Below are 13,973 nucleotides of genomic sequence, written 5' to 3'. Positions count from 1 at the left end.
CGATCAAACCGCCGCCGCCCCAATTTTTTCAACCTTCGAGATCCAGCGCTCGACGCTGCCGGCTTTTGGATAGCTGGCACCTGCGAAATAAGTGAACTTCGTTGGTTTGAAGCCGACAAACCCCAATATCTGATCACGCACCTGACGGATGAGCGCTTGGCGATAGATCAAGCGCATGAACCAGCCGGGCGTGTCTGAGGTCAGGATCACGCGCGCAGTGCGCCCGGTCAGCATCGGGGCTGGAAAACCGAGTTTCGTCGTGTTGCGCGTGTCGAAAGTGCGCCCCGGGATGAACATCCGGTCGATCAGCCCTTTCAGTTTCGCAGGCAATCCACCCCACCACATAGGCGCAGTCAGGACCAGATGATTGCTCCACTCAATATCTTGCAGAACCTGTTCCAGTTCGGGTTCGAGGGGTTTGAAATCATGGTAATTGCCCTGACCGAAATCCAGGTCAAACTGAAGATCGCTTAGGTGAACGACGCGCACGTCATGGCCATTCTGGCGTGCCGCATCGCCATATGTCTGCGCAAAGGTGCGCGACAGGCTGTTTCCACCAGGGTGCCCGTCCAGGATCAGGATTTTCTTCGGTTGCATTGGGTTTCTCCTAAAAAATGACCACGGTCATCTTATAGAATCAAAAAATGACTACGGTCAATAATAAATTTGACCGCGGTCAAAAAATATGCAATCTGGGCTCATGCAAAAGACAGTTCAGAAACGCACACTGAAAACCCGCGCCCGCCTGATGGCAGCATCGGAAGAGTTGATTCAGAAAAACGGATACGAGGCCTTAAGGGTCGAGGAGGTGGTGCAACTGGCTGGCGTTGCCAAAGGCACGTTCTTCGCCCATTTCCGCGACAAAGATGCGTTGATGGAGATCATGATCGCGGACAAATTGAATGCCTGTCTGGATCAGGCTGACAACGGGCCAAAGCCAGGAACCGTCGCCGAGATCATCACCGCCCTTGAACCGGTTCACAGTTTCATGACGTCCGAGAGGTATGTCTTCGATCTTTTGATCCGATATTCAGGTGCAACCGCTATCGCTGAAATCGGGCCCATCGCCTATTGCTTTGAGCGGTATTTCCGCGTGGTGATGATGTGGCTTGATGCAACCGAGATGCGCAAGGATGTGCCATCAGAGCTATTGGCCGAGGGCGTGCAGGCTTTTGCGATTCAGGCCATGTCTCTGAGATTCTGCGCGCTGCATTCTGCGACGACATTTACAGATCGGCTGGAAACATATCTGGAGGCGTGGCTGACCCCAGCGCGCTGATCGCGGCTGGGGTCATGAGCGTTAGCTGTGGATTGGTCCGTCACCGCAGGCCAGTGCAGCCTCGCGCACGGCTTCGGAATAGGTCGGGTGGGCGTGGCAGGTCAGGGCGAGGTCCTCGGCAGAGGCACCAAACTCCATCGCCACGCAGACCTCATGGATCAGATCACCTGCGGCCGGGCCGATGATATGTGCGCCGAGAATACGATCAGTTTCCTTATCGGCCAGAATCTTGACGAACCCATCGGCGGCAAAGTTCGCCTTGGCGCGACCGTTGCCCATGAACATGAACTTGCCAACTTTGTAGGCACGGCCCTGTTCTTTCAGCGTCTCTTCGGTCTCGCCAACATTGGCGACCTCGGGCCAGGTGTAGATCACACCCGGAATGACGCCATAGTTGACATGACCATGCTTGCCCGCGACCTGTTCGGCTGCGGCCATGCCCTCATCCTCGGCCTTATGCGCCAGCATTGGGCCTTCGGTCACGTCGCCGATGGCATAAATACCGGGCACGTTGGTCTGCCAGTCGGCACCGACCTTTATCTGACCACGCGGTGTCATTTCGACGCCCAGAGCATCCAGTCCCAGACCGTCTGAGAACGGCTTGCGCCCGGTGGCAACCAGCACGGCGTCTGCGTCGATCACATGTTCGCTGTCATCTTTACGCAGTTTGTACGTGACTTTGGCTTTTGTCTTAGTGGCCTCGGTTTTCTGAACTGCGGCCCCCATCACGAATTTCAGACCCTGCTTCTTCAGGATACGTTGGAAGGTTTTCTGCACCTCGGGGTCCATGCCCGGAGTGATCACATCGAGGAATTCAATTACCGTGACCTCAGCCCCCAAACGCTGATAGACCGAGCCCAGTTCCAGGCCGATTACACCCGCGCCGATCACGACCATTTTCTTGGGGATTTTGCCCAAAGACAGCGCACCGGTCGAGGTCACAACAACCTTTTCATCCACTTCGACGCCAGGCAGCGAAGCCGGTTCCGAGCCCGAAGCGATAATGATATTCTTGGCTTCGTGCAATTCGTCACCCACCTTAACCTGGCCGGCAGCCGGGATCGAGCCCCAGCCTTTCAGCCAGTCGATCTTGTTCTTCTTAAACAGGAACTCGATGCCCTTGGTATTGCCTTCAATTGTCTCTTCTTTGTAGGCCTGCATCTGCTTCCAATCGACCGAGGGGCTTTTGCCTTTCAGACCCATCTTGGCAAAGTTATGTTCGGCCTCGTGCAATTGATGACTGGCATGCAGAAGCGCTTTGGATGGGATGCAGCCCACGTTCAGGCAGGTGCCACCCAGCGTCTCACGTCCTTCGACCACGGCGGTTTTCAGGCCCAACTGGGCGCAGCGGATGGCGCAGACATAGCCGCCGGGGCCTGCTCCGATTACGATGACGTCATAGTTTGCCATGAGGGATCTCCTTGAGAAGTCGGGCTGTCACAGGGTTTGGGCCTATGAACAATTTGTACAACAGCGGGGTCACAATAACACCGCCAAAAGCATGAGGGTTGTGGCCAGAAATCCGACCAACCAGATCAGTGTGCGCCAGGGTCTGAGGCCATAGTAATACGCTGGCACATACAGGACGCGCGCAGTCAGATAGATATACGCGCAGGTGGTCGTGAAGCCACCGGTTGATCCGCTGAGTGTGACGACGACACAGGCGATAGCGAACAGGATCAGCCCTTCGAAGTGATTGTTCAACGCGCGGTACAGACGCGCTGTTTTTTCCGAAAGCTGATCTTCTAACCCGCCGCCCAACCGGCTTCGGTCGCGAGCAGACGTGGTCTTGCCGGGTCCGAGTTCCAAATTTGCGGGGACTGCCATCACCACATACTGAACAACCTGCAAAAGTGCGGCCAATGTCAGGGCTGTGAGTTCAGGGGTCACGCTTGAGAAACTTTTGTTGTGTTGCCCGGCGTCGTCGTGCCCGGGCCATACTTGGGGTCTATGTCCAGTGGCAGTCGCATTCAAACGGGTGTCAGTATCTTGACCTGAATATGGGCCACGCCGCCGCGTTCGTGATGCATGGCCAATTCTTCGGACTCGATGAAACTCTGTGCGCGTTCAAGGTCGGTGACTTCAAACAAGGCCACCGCATGATCTTTCAAATTGGGGTCACGCCAGATGTGGAGGTCGCGGATACCCGCGGCCTCTCTCATTTTTTGATCCTCGCGGAACACCTTTAGCCAGACATCGAAATCTGCGACATCGGCCTGCCAGAGAATATGCGTTGCCATGGTTACAGATCCATAAGCAGGCGGCGGGGGTCTTCAAGCGCTTCTTTCACGCGAACCAAGAAGGTTACCGCGCCTTTGCCGTCGACGATCCGGTGGTCATAGGACAGCGCCAGATACATCATCGGGCGGATCACCACTTGACCGTTGATCGCCATCGGGCGGTCCTGAATCTTGTGCATGCCAAGTATGCCCGATTGCGGCGGGTTCAGGATCGGCGAGGACATCAACGAGCCGTAGACACCGCCGTTTGAGATGGTGAAGGTGCCGCCTTGCATCTCTTCCATGCTCAGCTTGCCGTCACGGGCGCGTTTACCTTTTTCGGCAATCGCCTTTTCGATCGCGGCAAAGGACATGCTGTCGGCATCGCGGATAACCGGAACCACCAGTCCTGTCGGTGTACCAGCGGCTACACCCATATGGACGAAGTTCTTGTAGACGATGTCGGTACCGTCGATCTCGGCATTCACCTCGGGCACTTCTTTCAACGCGTGGCAGCAGGCCTTGGTGAAGAAGGACATAAAGCCCAAACGGACGCCATGTTTCTTTTCGAACTGGTCCTTGTACTGGCTGCGCAGGGCCATCACCTCGGTCATGTCGACCTCGTTATAGGTGGTCAGCATCGCTGCGGTGTTCTGGCTGTCTTTCAGGCGCTTTGCGATGGTCTGACGCAAGCGGGTCATTTTGACCCGTTCCTCGCGCGCAGCGTCGCTGGCCGCAACCGGAGCGCGCGGGGCCGGAGCAGGCGCTGCCGCAGGTGCGGGGGCCGGGGCAGCAGCGGTTGCAACGGCACGTGCCACATCGTCTTTCATAATCCGGCCATCACGACCAGTCCCGGTGACCTGATCAGCGGACATGCCTGCCTCGGCCATGGCTTTCTCAGCAGAGGGGGCATTGGCCACGTCTTTGCCTGTGCTGGCTGCTGTGGGGGCCGTTGCTGCTGCGGCAGCCGCCGGAGCCGCACCAGCCGCCGCACCCGATATCACCGCCAGTTTCGCTGAGGCATCTACAGTTGTACCTTCGGGAGCTGCAATTTCTGCCAGAACACCCGCTGCGGGGGCAGGTACCTCGACCGAGACTTTATCGGTTTCCAACTCGCATAGCATTTCGTCCTGAGCGACGCTGTCGCCAACCTGTTTGAACCAAGTTGACACGGTTGCCTCGGTCACGGACTCGCCCAGTGTTGGCACCATCACGTCGACACTGCCCGCTGACGCCGCGGGCGCTGCTGCAGGGGCCGGCGCCGCGGCCGCAGGGGCAGCCGCTGCGCTGTCACCATCTGCGATGGTCGCCAGCAACGCATCGACGCCAACCGTCTGGCCTTCGGCCGCAACGATCTCACCCATCACACCGGCGGCGGGGGCGGGGACTTCGACGGTGACCTTGTCTGTTTCAAGCTCACAGAGCATCTCATCCACAGCGACCGCGTCGCCTGGTTTCTTGAACCATGTCGCAACTGTGGCTTCGGTTACCGACTCGCCAAGCGTGGGAACACGAACTTCAATCGTCATCGTTTACTTTCCTTCAATGCTCAGCGCTTCGTTCACCAGCGCTTGTTGTTGGGCTTTGTGTTGGCTGGCCAGACCCGTCGCGGGCGAAGCCGATGTGGCGCGGCCGACATAGCGAGGCCGTGTATGTTTCGCTTTGATGCGGGTAAGGACCCATTCGATATTGGGTTCGATGAAGGTCCAAGCCCCCTGGTTCTTGGGTTCTTCCTGACACCAGATCATTTCGGCGCCTTTGAAACGCTCAAGCTCATTGATCAAAGAATGCGCAGGGAACGGATAGAATTGTTCAATTCGCATCAGGTAGACATCGTCGATCCCACGCGCGTCACGCTCCTCCAAAAGGTCATAGTAAACCTTGCCCGAGCACATCACGACCCGCTTGATCTTGTCGTCTTTGACCAACTTGGTATCCGAATTGCCATGCTGCGCATCGTCCCACAACACGCGGTGGAAGCTGGAGCCGGTGGTGAATTCCTCAGCCGTACTGACAGCCAGCTTGTGGCGCAGCAGCGACTTGGGTGTCACCAGGATCAGCGGCTTACGGAAGGTCCGGTGTAGCTGCCGACGCAAGATGTGGAAATAGTTCGCAGGCGTCGTGCAGTTCGCCACGATCCAGTTGTCCTGGCCGCACATCTGCAGGAACCGTTCCAGTCGCGCCGAGCTGTGTTCCGGGCCCTGACCTTCAAAGCCATGCGGAAGCAAACAAACCAAACCAGACATGCGCAGCCATTTACTTTCGCCCGAGCTGATGAACTGGTCGAACATGATTTGCGCGCCGTTGGCGAAGTCGCCGAACTGCGCCTCCCAGAGGGTCAACGCGTTGGGTTCGGCCAGTGAATAGCCGTATTCAAAACCCAGAACCGCATATTCCGACAGCATCGAGTCGATCACTTCATAGTGTGACTGACCGGGCCGGATATTGTTGAGCGGATAGTACCGCTCTTCATTCTCCTGGTTGATGAATCCAGAATGGCGTTGACTGAAGGTTCCACGTGTGGCGTCCTGACCGGACAAGCGAACTGGGTAGCCTTCGGTCAGCAATGAGCCAAAGGCCAAGGCCTCACCTGTCGCCCAGTCGAACCCTTTGCCGGTATCAAACATCTGTTTCTTGTGTTCGAGCAGACGGCCAACGGTTTTGTGCATCGCAAACCCATCTGGCGTGCGCGAGAGTGCAGCGCCGATCTCTGCCAAAGTGTCCGGCGAAATGGCGGTCTCACCGCGCATGTATTCGTCTTTGTTCTTGTCCAGATGCGACCACCGCCCGTCCAGCCAATCGGCCTTGTTGGGCTTGTAGTCCTTTCCAGCCTCGAACTCGTCGTTCAGACGGGCCTGAAAGGCGGTTTTCATATCCTCGATCTCGCCCTCGGGGATCAGCCCGTCTTTGACCAGACGTTCGGTGTACAGCGACAGCGTGGTCTTATGGGTCTTGATCTTCTTGTACATGATCGGGTTGGTGAACATGGGCTCGTCGCCCTCGTTGTGGCCAAACCGGCGGTAGCAGAAGATATCGATCACCACGTCCTTGTGGAACTTCTGGCGGAATTCGGTTGCCACTTTGGCAGCATGTACAACCGCCTCGGGATCGTCGCCGTTCACGTGGAAGATCGGAGCCTCGACCATCAGCGCGATATCCGTTGGATACGGGCTGGAGCGGCTGAAGTGCGGCGCGGTGGTGAAACCGATCTGGTTGTTCACCACGATATGCATGGTGCCGCCGGTCTTGTGCCCACGCAGACCGGACAGGCCGAACCCTTCGGCGACCACACCCTGACCAGCAAAGGCCGCATCGCCGTGCAGCAGAATGCCCATCACCTTGGTCCGGTCGGTATCCTTCAGTTGATCCTGCTTGGCCCGAACCTTGCCCAGCACAACCGGGTTCACCGCTTCAAGGTGGCTGGGGTTTGCGGTCAGCGACAGGTGCACGCTATTGCCATCAAACTCACGGTCGCTGGAGGCGCCGAGGTGGTACTTCACATCGCCCGAGCCATCCACGTCTTCGGGCTTGAAGCTGCCGCCCTGGAATTCGTTGAAAATCGCACGGTAGGGTTTGCCCATCACATTGGCGAGGATGTTCAGACGCCCGCGGTGCGGCATGCCGATGACAATGTCCTGAACGCCCAAGGCTCCGCCACGCTTGATGATCTGCTCCATCGCGGGGATCAGGCTTTCGCCACCGTCCAAACCAAAGCGCTTGGTGCCCATGTATTTGACATGCAGGAATTTCTCGAAACCTTCGGCCTCAACCATCTTGTTCAGGATCGCCTTGCGGCCTTCCTTGGTGAACTGGATTTCCTTGCCGTAGCCTTCGATGCGTTCTTTCAGCCAGGCGGCTTCTTCCGGGTTCGAGATATGCATGTACTGCAGCGCGAAAGTGCCGCAATAGGTGCGCTTTACGATCTCGACGATCTGGCGCATGCTGGCCATCTGCAGGCCCAGCACGTTGTCGATAAAGATCGGGCGATCCATGTCGGCATCGGCGAACCCGTATGTCTTCGGGTCCAGTTCCGGATGGTTGCTGGCCGCCCGCATGCCCAGCGGGTCCAGATCAGCGGCCAGATGGCCCCGGATACGATAGGCCCGGATCAGCATCAGGGCGCGCAGGCTGTCCAGCACGGCGCGCTTGATCTGGTCTTCGCTAACCTGAATACCCGTGTCAGCAGCTTTTTCCTTGATTTTCTTGCCAGCCGCCTTGGCATCGATCTCGGCCCATTCACCGGTCAGAGCGCCGGTCAGATCATCTGTCGGCATCGGCGGCCAATCGGTGCGTGCCCAGGAGGGGCCTTCCGCCTCTTTCTGAACATCCGGTGTGGCGTCGCCCATCTGCCGAAAGAACTCGACCCAGGCCGCATCCATTGCGTTGGGGTCCTTGGTGTACTGGGCGTAAAGCTGTTCCAGATATTCGGCATTATGCCCCTGCATGAAGCTTGAGGCATGAAAGGCAGTGTTGGGCGTATGTTCGGTCATTGGGCTACCTCATATGGGTTGGGACCGTATTGGTTGGTGCCTGGCTGGCTGGGGCGGGACAACCACCACAGGACCAGGAGGGGTGACACAAACAGGATCAGAAGTGTCGGAATGACGATCAGCAGAGTGGCACGGGTGAACAGGATATCCAGATTGCCGCCATGCTGGAAACTGGAGGCGAGGCCGATGCCGAAGAACAGGGTCGCAAAGGCCCCGAGGATCAGCAGGATTGGCAGCAAAGCGTAGAGGCCACTGCGCCCGGTATCATGCATCCGCCGCCAGGCGACGGCGAGATGCGGGAAGAAGACGACGAGACTGACGATGCTCTGGACAGGTTGTGAAGAGGTTGCTGTGATGGAGTTGGATGTTTCGGTTTCGGTCACTGCAACTTGCGTGAAGAACTGCGCATCGATGATCCCGGCAATGACACTCCAGATCACGATGAACAGGAAAAAGAACCAGTATTCGGGCCGCGCGGCACGGCCCGAGAAGGTGAAGAATTTCGAGAAGCAGGTGCGGATGGCGTCGGAGAAGGTCATGGGGTCAATCCTGCCTCGGGCGCTCCGAAACGATTGCTTTGCGGATCTGATGCTACAAGCATCATGCCAATAACGTTGGCGGCAATTAGCGCGCTTGAGATAAATCCAACAAGGAGCACTATTGTGACCAGCACCAAAGCGAATAACCCCAGAAAAAGAATTCCGAAACCGCTACTGGATAGCAGTACCAACCCGAGCCAGTACATCATCCGATAACCGAGCCAGAGAGTAATCACAGGCATGAAAGGGTAGAATGCCTGATGACCCTCCTCCCCAGTGTCTTGTAACCGGCGGCTCATGGCCGAAAGCAGAGGAACAGATGCTACCATTACTACAAACAGTTGCCAGATGCCCAAAATCTCGGCGTTCTGCCAGTTAAGTTGTGTAATCGCTAACATTGGAAAGACCAGTGCGACCGGTGCAAACCACCAGAATTCCGAGCGTGTGGCTCTGCCGGAATAAACCAAGGTTTTCCGCAGTCCGGTCGATATAGCCTGCAGGGGTCCCATCAATACTGGCCCAACCGGCGAGCATTGCCGGGCAGCGCCCGACCCGCCTCGTTTTGCTGAAGGCAAACCAATGTTTTGGCGGGCGGGCGCTTCTCGCCCACCCTCGGGCCAGGCGCTGCCCTAAACGCATATGCCCGGTCCTTGGTCACTTACCCAATCGCTTCCAGCACAGCCTCACCCAGCTGCGCTGGACTTTCGGCGACGACGATACCGGCTGAGCGCATGGCTTCGATCTTGTCCTCGGCACCGCCCTTGCCACCGGCGACAATTGCGCCCGCGTGGCCCATGCGGCGGCCCGGAGGGGCTGTGCGGCCTGCGATGAAACCAGCGGTTGGCTTCTTGCGGCCCTTCTTGGCCTCATCGGCCAGGAATTGCGCGGCTTCTTCTTCGGCCGAGCCACCAATCTCACCGATCATGATGATCGAGTGGGTCTCGTCATCTGCCAGGAACCATTCCAGCACGTCGATATGCTCGGTCCCTTTGATCGGGTCGCCGCCAATGCCGACGCAGGTGGACTGGCCCAGACCCACATCGGTGGTCTGCTTTACGGCCTCATAGGTCAAGGTGCCCGAGCGCGACACAACGCCGACCGAGCCGCGCTTGTGGATGTGGCCGGGCATGATGCCGATCTTGCAGGCGTCGGGCGTGATGACACCGGGGCAGTTCGGTCCGATCAGGCGCGAGTTCGAGCCTTCCAGCGCGCGCTTCACCTTCATCATGTCCAGAACCGGAATGCCTTCGGTGATGCAGACGATCACTTCCATCTCGGCATCAATCGCTTCGAGGATCGAGTCAGCCGCAAAGGGCGGCGGCACATAGATCACCGAGGCATTGGCTTCGGTCACATGCTTGGCTTCGTGGACCGAGTTGAACACGGGCAGGCCCAGATGCTCCATCCCGCCTTTGCCGGGGGTCACGCCGCCGACCATCTTGGTGCCATAGGCGATGGCCTGTTCGCTGTGGAATGTGCCCTGCGAGCCGGTAAAGCCCTGACAGATCACTTTGGTATTTTCGTCGATGAGGACTGCCATCTGGCGTTCTCCTTTGTAGGGCGGGCTTCAGCCCGCCGAAATCTTGGGAAAGGTGGGCCAAAGCCCACCCTACGGGATGGCAATCAGCCTTTGACAGCTTTCACGATCTTCTCGGCACCGTCTTTCAGGTTGTCCGCCGCGATCACGTCAAGGCCAGAGGTGTTGATGATCTCTTTGCCTTTCTCGACATTGGTGCCTTCCAGGCGCACGACCAGCGGAACCTGCAGGCCGACCTCTTTCACCGCAGCGACAACGCCTTCGGCGATGACGTCACAGCGCATGATGCCGCCGAAGATGTTGACCAGAATGCCTTTGACGTTCGGATCCGAGGTGATGATCTTGAACGCCTCGGTCACTTTCTCTTTGGTCGCGCCACCGCCCACATCGAGGAAGTTGGCAGGCTCGGCCCCATACAGTTTGATGATGTCCATGGTTGCCATCGCCAGACCGGCACCGTTCACCATGCACCCGATCTCACCATCCAGCGCGATGTAGTTCAAGTCGTATTTCGAGGCTTCCAGTTCCTTGGGGTCTTCCTCGGTCGTGTCGCGCAGTTCGGCGATGTCGGGGTGGCGGTAGACCGCGTTGCCGTCGAAACCGACCTTGGCGTCCAGCACTTTCAGGTCGCCGCTGTCCGATACGATCAGTGGGTTGATCTCCAGCATCTCCATATCCTTCTCGACGAAGGCGTTATAGAGCTGGTTCATCAGCTTGACGCATTGCTTGACCTGCGCGCCTTCCAGACCCAGCGAGAAAGCAATACGGCGGCCGTGATAAGCCTGATAGCCAGTGGCCGGGTCGACCGAGAAGGACAGGATTTTCTCAGGAGTGGCAGCGGCGACTTCCTCGATATCCATGCCGCCTTCGGTCGAGCAGACGAATGAGATGCGGCTGGTCTGGCGGTCCACCAGCAGGGCCAGGTACAGTTCACGTTCGATGCCCGATCCGGCTTCGATATAGATGCGGTTGACCTGCTTGCCTGCGGGGCCGGTTTGGTGCGTGACCAGCGTGCGACCCAGCATCTTCTTGGCCTCTTCAGCGGCTTCTTCGACCGATTTGGTCAGACGGACGCCGCCTTTTTCACCGGCATCCGCTTCTTTGAAGCTGCCTTTGCCACGTCCACCTGCGTGGATCTGTGCTTTGACAACCCACAGGGGGCCATCCAGTTCACCGGCTGCGGTTTTGGCTTCCTCGGCGCGCAAAACCGCGCGACCGTCGGAGACCGGAGCGCCATAGCTGCGAAGAAGCGCTTTGGCCTGATATTCGTGAATGTTCATCGAAACTGTCCCGTCTGACTACGATTAAACCGTTATAGGGGTGTCTAGCGGGCAAGTTTAAAGGGTTTTTTGACAGCAAAGAGGTTTTTCACGAAGATTTTCACTATTTGTGATCACGCTTTTTTAGCGTGTGATCACAAATTGATAGGCCCTTGGTTTTGATTCGAATCCCACAATGCACATGCGGAAAACATATTCAAAAAAGGGGGTTTGCGACGGTTGCGCAAACATTTGAGATATGACGGACGGGCTTGGCACAAAAAAACCGGCCCTGCTGAGGGCCGGTTCTCGGAAGCTTTCAGTAAGCCTATGCCAGCGAACTGTCGATGCCCTTGCATGCGTCGATCAGGCCCTTCACGGCGTTGACCGAATTGTCGAAACCGGCCTGCTCGTCTTCGTTGAGCTTGATGTCAACGATACGCTCAACGCCACCGGCACCGATCACGGTTGGAACGCCAACATAAAGCCCGTCAACACCCAGCTCACCATTGCAGTAGGCGGCACAAGGCAGAACGCGCTTCTGGTCTTTCAAATAGGCTTCGGCCATTTCGATTGCCGAAGTAGCCGGTGCGTAATACGCCGAACCGGTTTTCAGCAAACCAACGATTTCAGCGCCACCGTCACGGGTACGCTGTACGATGGCGTCTAGCTTTTCCTGTGTCGTCCAGCCCATTTCGACCAGATCAGGCAGCGGGATACCGGCAACGGTCGAATACCGTACCGAAGGTACCATCGTGTCGCCATGGCCGCCCAGAACGAAGGCGGTGACGTCGCGCATTGAGACGTTGAATTCTTCCGACAGGAAATGCGCGAAACGGGCCGAATCCAGCACGCCCGCCATGCCGCAGACCTTGTTGTGCGGCAGGCCCGAGAATTCACGCAGGGCCCAGACCATCGCGTCCAGCGGGTTGGTGATGCAGATTACGAACGCGTCGGGTGCATGTTTGGCGATACCTTCACCGACCGACTTCATCACTTTGAGGTTGATACCCAGAAGGTCATCGCGGCTCATGCCCGGTTTGCGTGCGACACCAGCGGTGACGATGCAGACGTCCGCGCCTGCGATATCGGCATAGTCGCTGCTGCCGGACATCGACGCGTCAAACCCTTCGGACGGGCCGGATTCGGCGATGTCGAGCGCTTTGCCTTGGGGCAGCCCGTCAGCGATGTCAAACAGGACTACGTCACCCAGTTCTTTGACAGCTGCAAGATGCGCAAGCGTGCCGCCGATGTTCCCCGCGCCGATCAGCGCAATCTTGGGTCTGGCCATTTGGAATATCTCCGGTCGGTTTTGAAATCGCGGTTGTGCTAGTCCTTTAAACGCCGCAACGCAAGGCCTCTGCCGCGCGGCATGCAACCGCATACCGTTTGCCTTGCCCTTGGTGGTTGCGCTAAACGGCTAATGAGACAAGCCAATTCGCAGGCCGCCACATGTTCGAATTGAATCTGATGTTTTTTGCCGTGGCGATCCCTGCGGTCATCTTCGCGGGTATTTCCAAGGGCGGGTTCGGGTCGGGTGTAGCCTTTGCATCTTCATCGATTCTGGCCATCATCCTGAGCCCGGGTCAGGCGCTGGCTCTGATGCTGCCGATCCTGATGATCATCGATCTTGCGACGTTGAAGCCCTACTGGAAACGCTGGGATTGGCCGAGTGCTCGCCTGCTGATGCTGGGGGCAATACCCGGCGTGATATTGGGAACGGTTCTGTATCGCGCGACCAATGACGATGTCTTACGCCTTTTGATCGGTGCGATTTCGATCGGGTTTGTGATCTGGCATGTGGCGCGTGCAAAGGGCTGGATTGGCGGTTTCACGGGGCAGTTGCCGCCATCGGCAGGTTTGTTCGCCGGATTGGTGGCAGGCTTCACAAGCTTTGTCAGCCACGCTGGCGGCCCGCCCGCCGCCGTTTATCTGTTATCGCGGCGTCTCACAAAGACCCAGTTTCAGGCCTCGACCGTACTGGTCTTTTGGGTCGTCAACATCGTGAAGTTTGTGCCCTACGCCTATCTGGGCCTTTTCACGTGGCACACCGCTTGGGCGAACATTCTGCTGTCGCCTTTCGCACTATTAGGTGCGTGGCTTGGGGTTCGGGCGCATTTCATGCTGTCCGAGCGGGTGTTTTTCGGGATCACCTATGTTTTGTTAACACTAACCGGCAGCAAACTCATCTGGGACGCTTTGGCTTAGGCATTTGGCGGCAAGGCTTCTGCCAAAGTCTCATAGGACTGCCCCGAGGCGACAAGGCAGGTTGTGCCATCCGGCAGCGTGACGGTTATGGTCCAGCTACCTGTTTCATCAGAGGCGAACAATTCCATCACCGCGCCCTGGCCAGCGATCCCGATCCCTTTACGTGTTTCGCCATACCCCTCTGACAGACGTTTGATTACGTCCGCGCGCGGGGCGCAGTTGCGGCTCTGCGCGTTCACTTGCTGTGCGGCCAGCACCATAATCCCCAGCCCGATCGTCATGTTCAAAAGCGATTTCTTCATCTATGGCCCCTTCTGTCTGATCTGAGGACCAGCTTGCGAACAAGGGCAGGAGATTTGATTAAACCAAAGTGCGTTGCGTCACGAATACGCGCTTATGCTGCGATGCGGCAAATTTGACCTTGAAGTTTCTCGAAAAAAAT

The 13,973-nt window shown here is 57.6% G+C and carries 14 protein-coding genes; 2 read left to right on the top strand and 12 right to left on the bottom strand.

Annotated elements, in window-relative coordinates:
- Positions 1-3: 3 nt before the first annotated feature.
- Complete coding sequence (locus tag ACR0JX_RS13850) at positions 4-597, bottom strand: NAD(P)H-dependent oxidoreductase (protein WP_480544368.1); 594 nt, start codon at positions 595-597, stop codon at positions 4-6.
- Positions 598-700: 103 nt separating this feature from the next.
- On the opposite strand from ACR0JX_RS13850, the gene ACR0JX_RS13845 reads away from it, so the two are divergent.
- Positions 701-1,279, top strand: a complete 579-nt coding sequence (locus tag ACR0JX_RS13845; protein WP_480544367.1) for a TetR/AcrR family transcriptional regulator — start codon at positions 701-703, stop codon at positions 1,277-1,279.
- 21 nt (positions 1,280-1,300) lie between these two features.
- Here the strand turns inward: ACR0JX_RS13845 and lpdA are convergent, their stop codons facing one another.
- The 10 genes from lpdA to mdh all read right to left on the bottom strand — a co-directional run bounded on the left by lpdA (position 1,301) and on the right by mdh (position 12,614).
- A complete protein-coding gene (lpdA, locus tag ACR0JX_RS13840) occupies positions 1,301-2,689 on the bottom strand; it encodes a dihydrolipoyl dehydrogenase (RefSeq protein ID WP_480544366.1) in 1,389 nt (462 codons plus the stop codon).
- Between the two features lie 69 nt (positions 2,690-2,758).
- Positions 2,759-3,169: an MAPEG family protein gene (locus tag ACR0JX_RS13835; RefSeq protein ID WP_480544365.1), complete on the bottom strand. Its 411-nt coding sequence runs from the start codon at positions 3,167-3,169 to the stop codon at positions 2,759-2,761.
- Between the two features lie 80 nt (positions 3,170-3,249).
- Positions 3,250-3,519 (bottom strand): hypothetical protein, encoded by a 270-nt coding sequence (locus ACR0JX_RS13830; protein WP_353012019.1) that lies wholly within the window; start codon positions 3,517-3,519, stop codon positions 3,250-3,252.
- A gap of 2 nt (positions 3,520-3,521) precedes the next feature.
- Entirely contained in the window at positions 3,522-5,027 is a 1,506-nt protein-coding gene (gene odhB, locus ACR0JX_RS13825) for a 2-oxoglutarate dehydrogenase complex dihydrolipoyllysine-residue succinyltransferase (RefSeq protein ID WP_480544364.1), read from the bottom strand.
- A gap of 3 nt (positions 5,028-5,030) precedes the next feature.
- Entirely contained in the window at positions 5,031-7,988 is a 2,958-nt protein-coding gene (locus ACR0JX_RS13820; RefSeq protein ID WP_480544363.1) for a 2-oxoglutarate dehydrogenase E1 component, read from the bottom strand.
- Positions 7,985-8,527: a DUF805 domain-containing protein gene (locus tag ACR0JX_RS13815; RefSeq protein WP_480544362.1), complete on the bottom strand. Its 543-nt coding sequence runs from the start codon at positions 8,525-8,527 to the stop codon at positions 7,985-7,987. Before ACR0JX_RS13815 ends, ACR0JX_RS13820 begins: the two co-directional genes overlap by 4 nt.
- Entirely contained in the window at positions 8,524-9,036 is a 513-nt protein-coding gene (locus tag ACR0JX_RS13810; RefSeq protein ID WP_480544361.1) for a DUF805 domain-containing protein, read from the bottom strand. Before ACR0JX_RS13810 ends, ACR0JX_RS13815 begins: the two co-directional genes overlap by 4 nt.
- 149 nt (positions 9,037-9,185) lie before the next feature.
- Complete coding sequence (gene sucD / locus ACR0JX_RS13805) at positions 9,186-10,067, bottom strand: succinate--CoA ligase subunit alpha (RefSeq protein WP_170455655.1); 882 nt, start codon at positions 10,065-10,067, stop codon at positions 9,186-9,188.
- Positions 10,068-10,150: 83 nt separating this feature from the next.
- On the bottom strand, positions 10,151-11,344 hold the full coding sequence (sucC, locus tag ACR0JX_RS13800; protein ID WP_480500114.1) for an ADP-forming succinate--CoA ligase subunit beta: 1,194 nt from the start codon (positions 11,342-11,344) through the stop codon (positions 10,151-10,153).
- 307 nt (positions 11,345-11,651) lie between these two features.
- A complete protein-coding gene (mdh, locus tag ACR0JX_RS13795) occupies positions 11,652-12,614 on the bottom strand; it encodes a malate dehydrogenase (protein WP_480544360.1) in 963 nt (320 codons plus the stop codon).
- A gap of 161 nt (positions 12,615-12,775) precedes the next feature.
- On the opposite strand from mdh, the gene ACR0JX_RS13790 reads away from it, so the two are divergent.
- Positions 12,776-13,531: a sulfite exporter TauE/SafE family protein gene (locus ACR0JX_RS13790; protein ID WP_480544359.1), complete on the top strand. Its 756-nt coding sequence runs from the start codon at positions 12,776-12,778 to the stop codon at positions 13,529-13,531.
- On the opposite strand, the gene ACR0JX_RS13785 is transcribed toward ACR0JX_RS13790, so the two are convergent.
- Entirely contained in the window at positions 13,528-13,833 is a 306-nt protein-coding gene (locus ACR0JX_RS13785) for a hypothetical protein (protein WP_480544358.1), read from the bottom strand. The two genes, ACR0JX_RS13790 and ACR0JX_RS13785, sit on opposite strands and share 4 nt — an antisense overlap.
- Positions 13,834-13,973: the final 140 nt, after the last annotated feature.

The organism is Ruegeria sp. AH7 (genome assembly GCF_056541325.1).
The sequence above is the reverse complement of the archived record's forward strand: the minus strand, read 5'-3'. Positions and strand labels throughout refer to the sequence as shown.

Excerpts from the sequence above, each read along its gene's own strand:
- sucD (WP_170455655.1), bottom strand. The coding sequence starts at position 10,067 with ATGGCAGTCCTCATCGACGAAAATACCAAAGTGATCTGTCAGGGCTTT.
- lpdA (WP_480544366.1), bottom strand. The coding sequence starts at position 2,689 with ATGGCAAACTATGACGTCATCGTAATCGGAGCAGGCCCCGGCGGCTAT.
- ACR0JX_RS13790 (WP_480544359.1), top strand. The coding sequence starts at position 12,776 with ATGTTCGAATTGAATCTGATGTTTTTTGCCGTGGCGATCCCTGCGGTC.
- sucC (WP_480500114.1), bottom strand. The coding sequence starts at position 11,344 with ATGAACATTCACGAATATCAGGCCAAAGCGCTTCTTCGCAGCTATGGC.
- ACR0JX_RS13845 (WP_480544367.1), top strand. The coding sequence starts at position 701 with ATGCAAAAGACAGTTCAGAAACGCACACTGAAAACCCGCGCCCGCCTG.
- ACR0JX_RS13820 (WP_480544363.1), bottom strand. The coding sequence starts at position 7,988 with ATGACCGAACATACGCCCAACACTGCCTTTCATGCCTCAAGCTTCATG.
- odhB (WP_480544364.1), bottom strand. The coding sequence starts at position 5,027 with ATGACGATTGAAGTTCGTGTTCCCACGCTTGGCGAGTCGGTAACCGAA.
- ACR0JX_RS13850 (WP_480544368.1), bottom strand. The coding sequence starts at position 597 with ATGCAACCGAAGAAAATCCTGATCCTGGACGGGCACCCTGGTGGAAAC.
- mdh (WP_480544360.1), bottom strand. The coding sequence starts at position 12,614 with ATGGCCAGACCCAAGATTGCGCTGATCGGCGCGGGGAACATCGGCGGC.
- ACR0JX_RS13830 (WP_353012019.1), bottom strand. The coding sequence starts at position 3,519 with ATGGCAACGCATATTCTCTGGCAGGCCGATGTCGCAGATTTCGATGTC.
- ACR0JX_RS13785 (WP_480544358.1), bottom strand. The coding sequence starts at position 13,833 with ATGAAGAAATCGCTTTTGAACATGACGATCGGGCTGGGGATTATGGTG.
- ACR0JX_RS13815 (WP_480544362.1), bottom strand. The coding sequence starts at position 8,527 with ATGACCTTCTCCGACGCCATCCGCACCTGCTTCTCGAAATTCTTCACC.
- ACR0JX_RS13810 (WP_480544361.1), bottom strand. The coding sequence starts at position 9,036 with ATGGGACCCCTGCAGGCTATATCGACCGGACTGCGGAAAACCTTGGTT.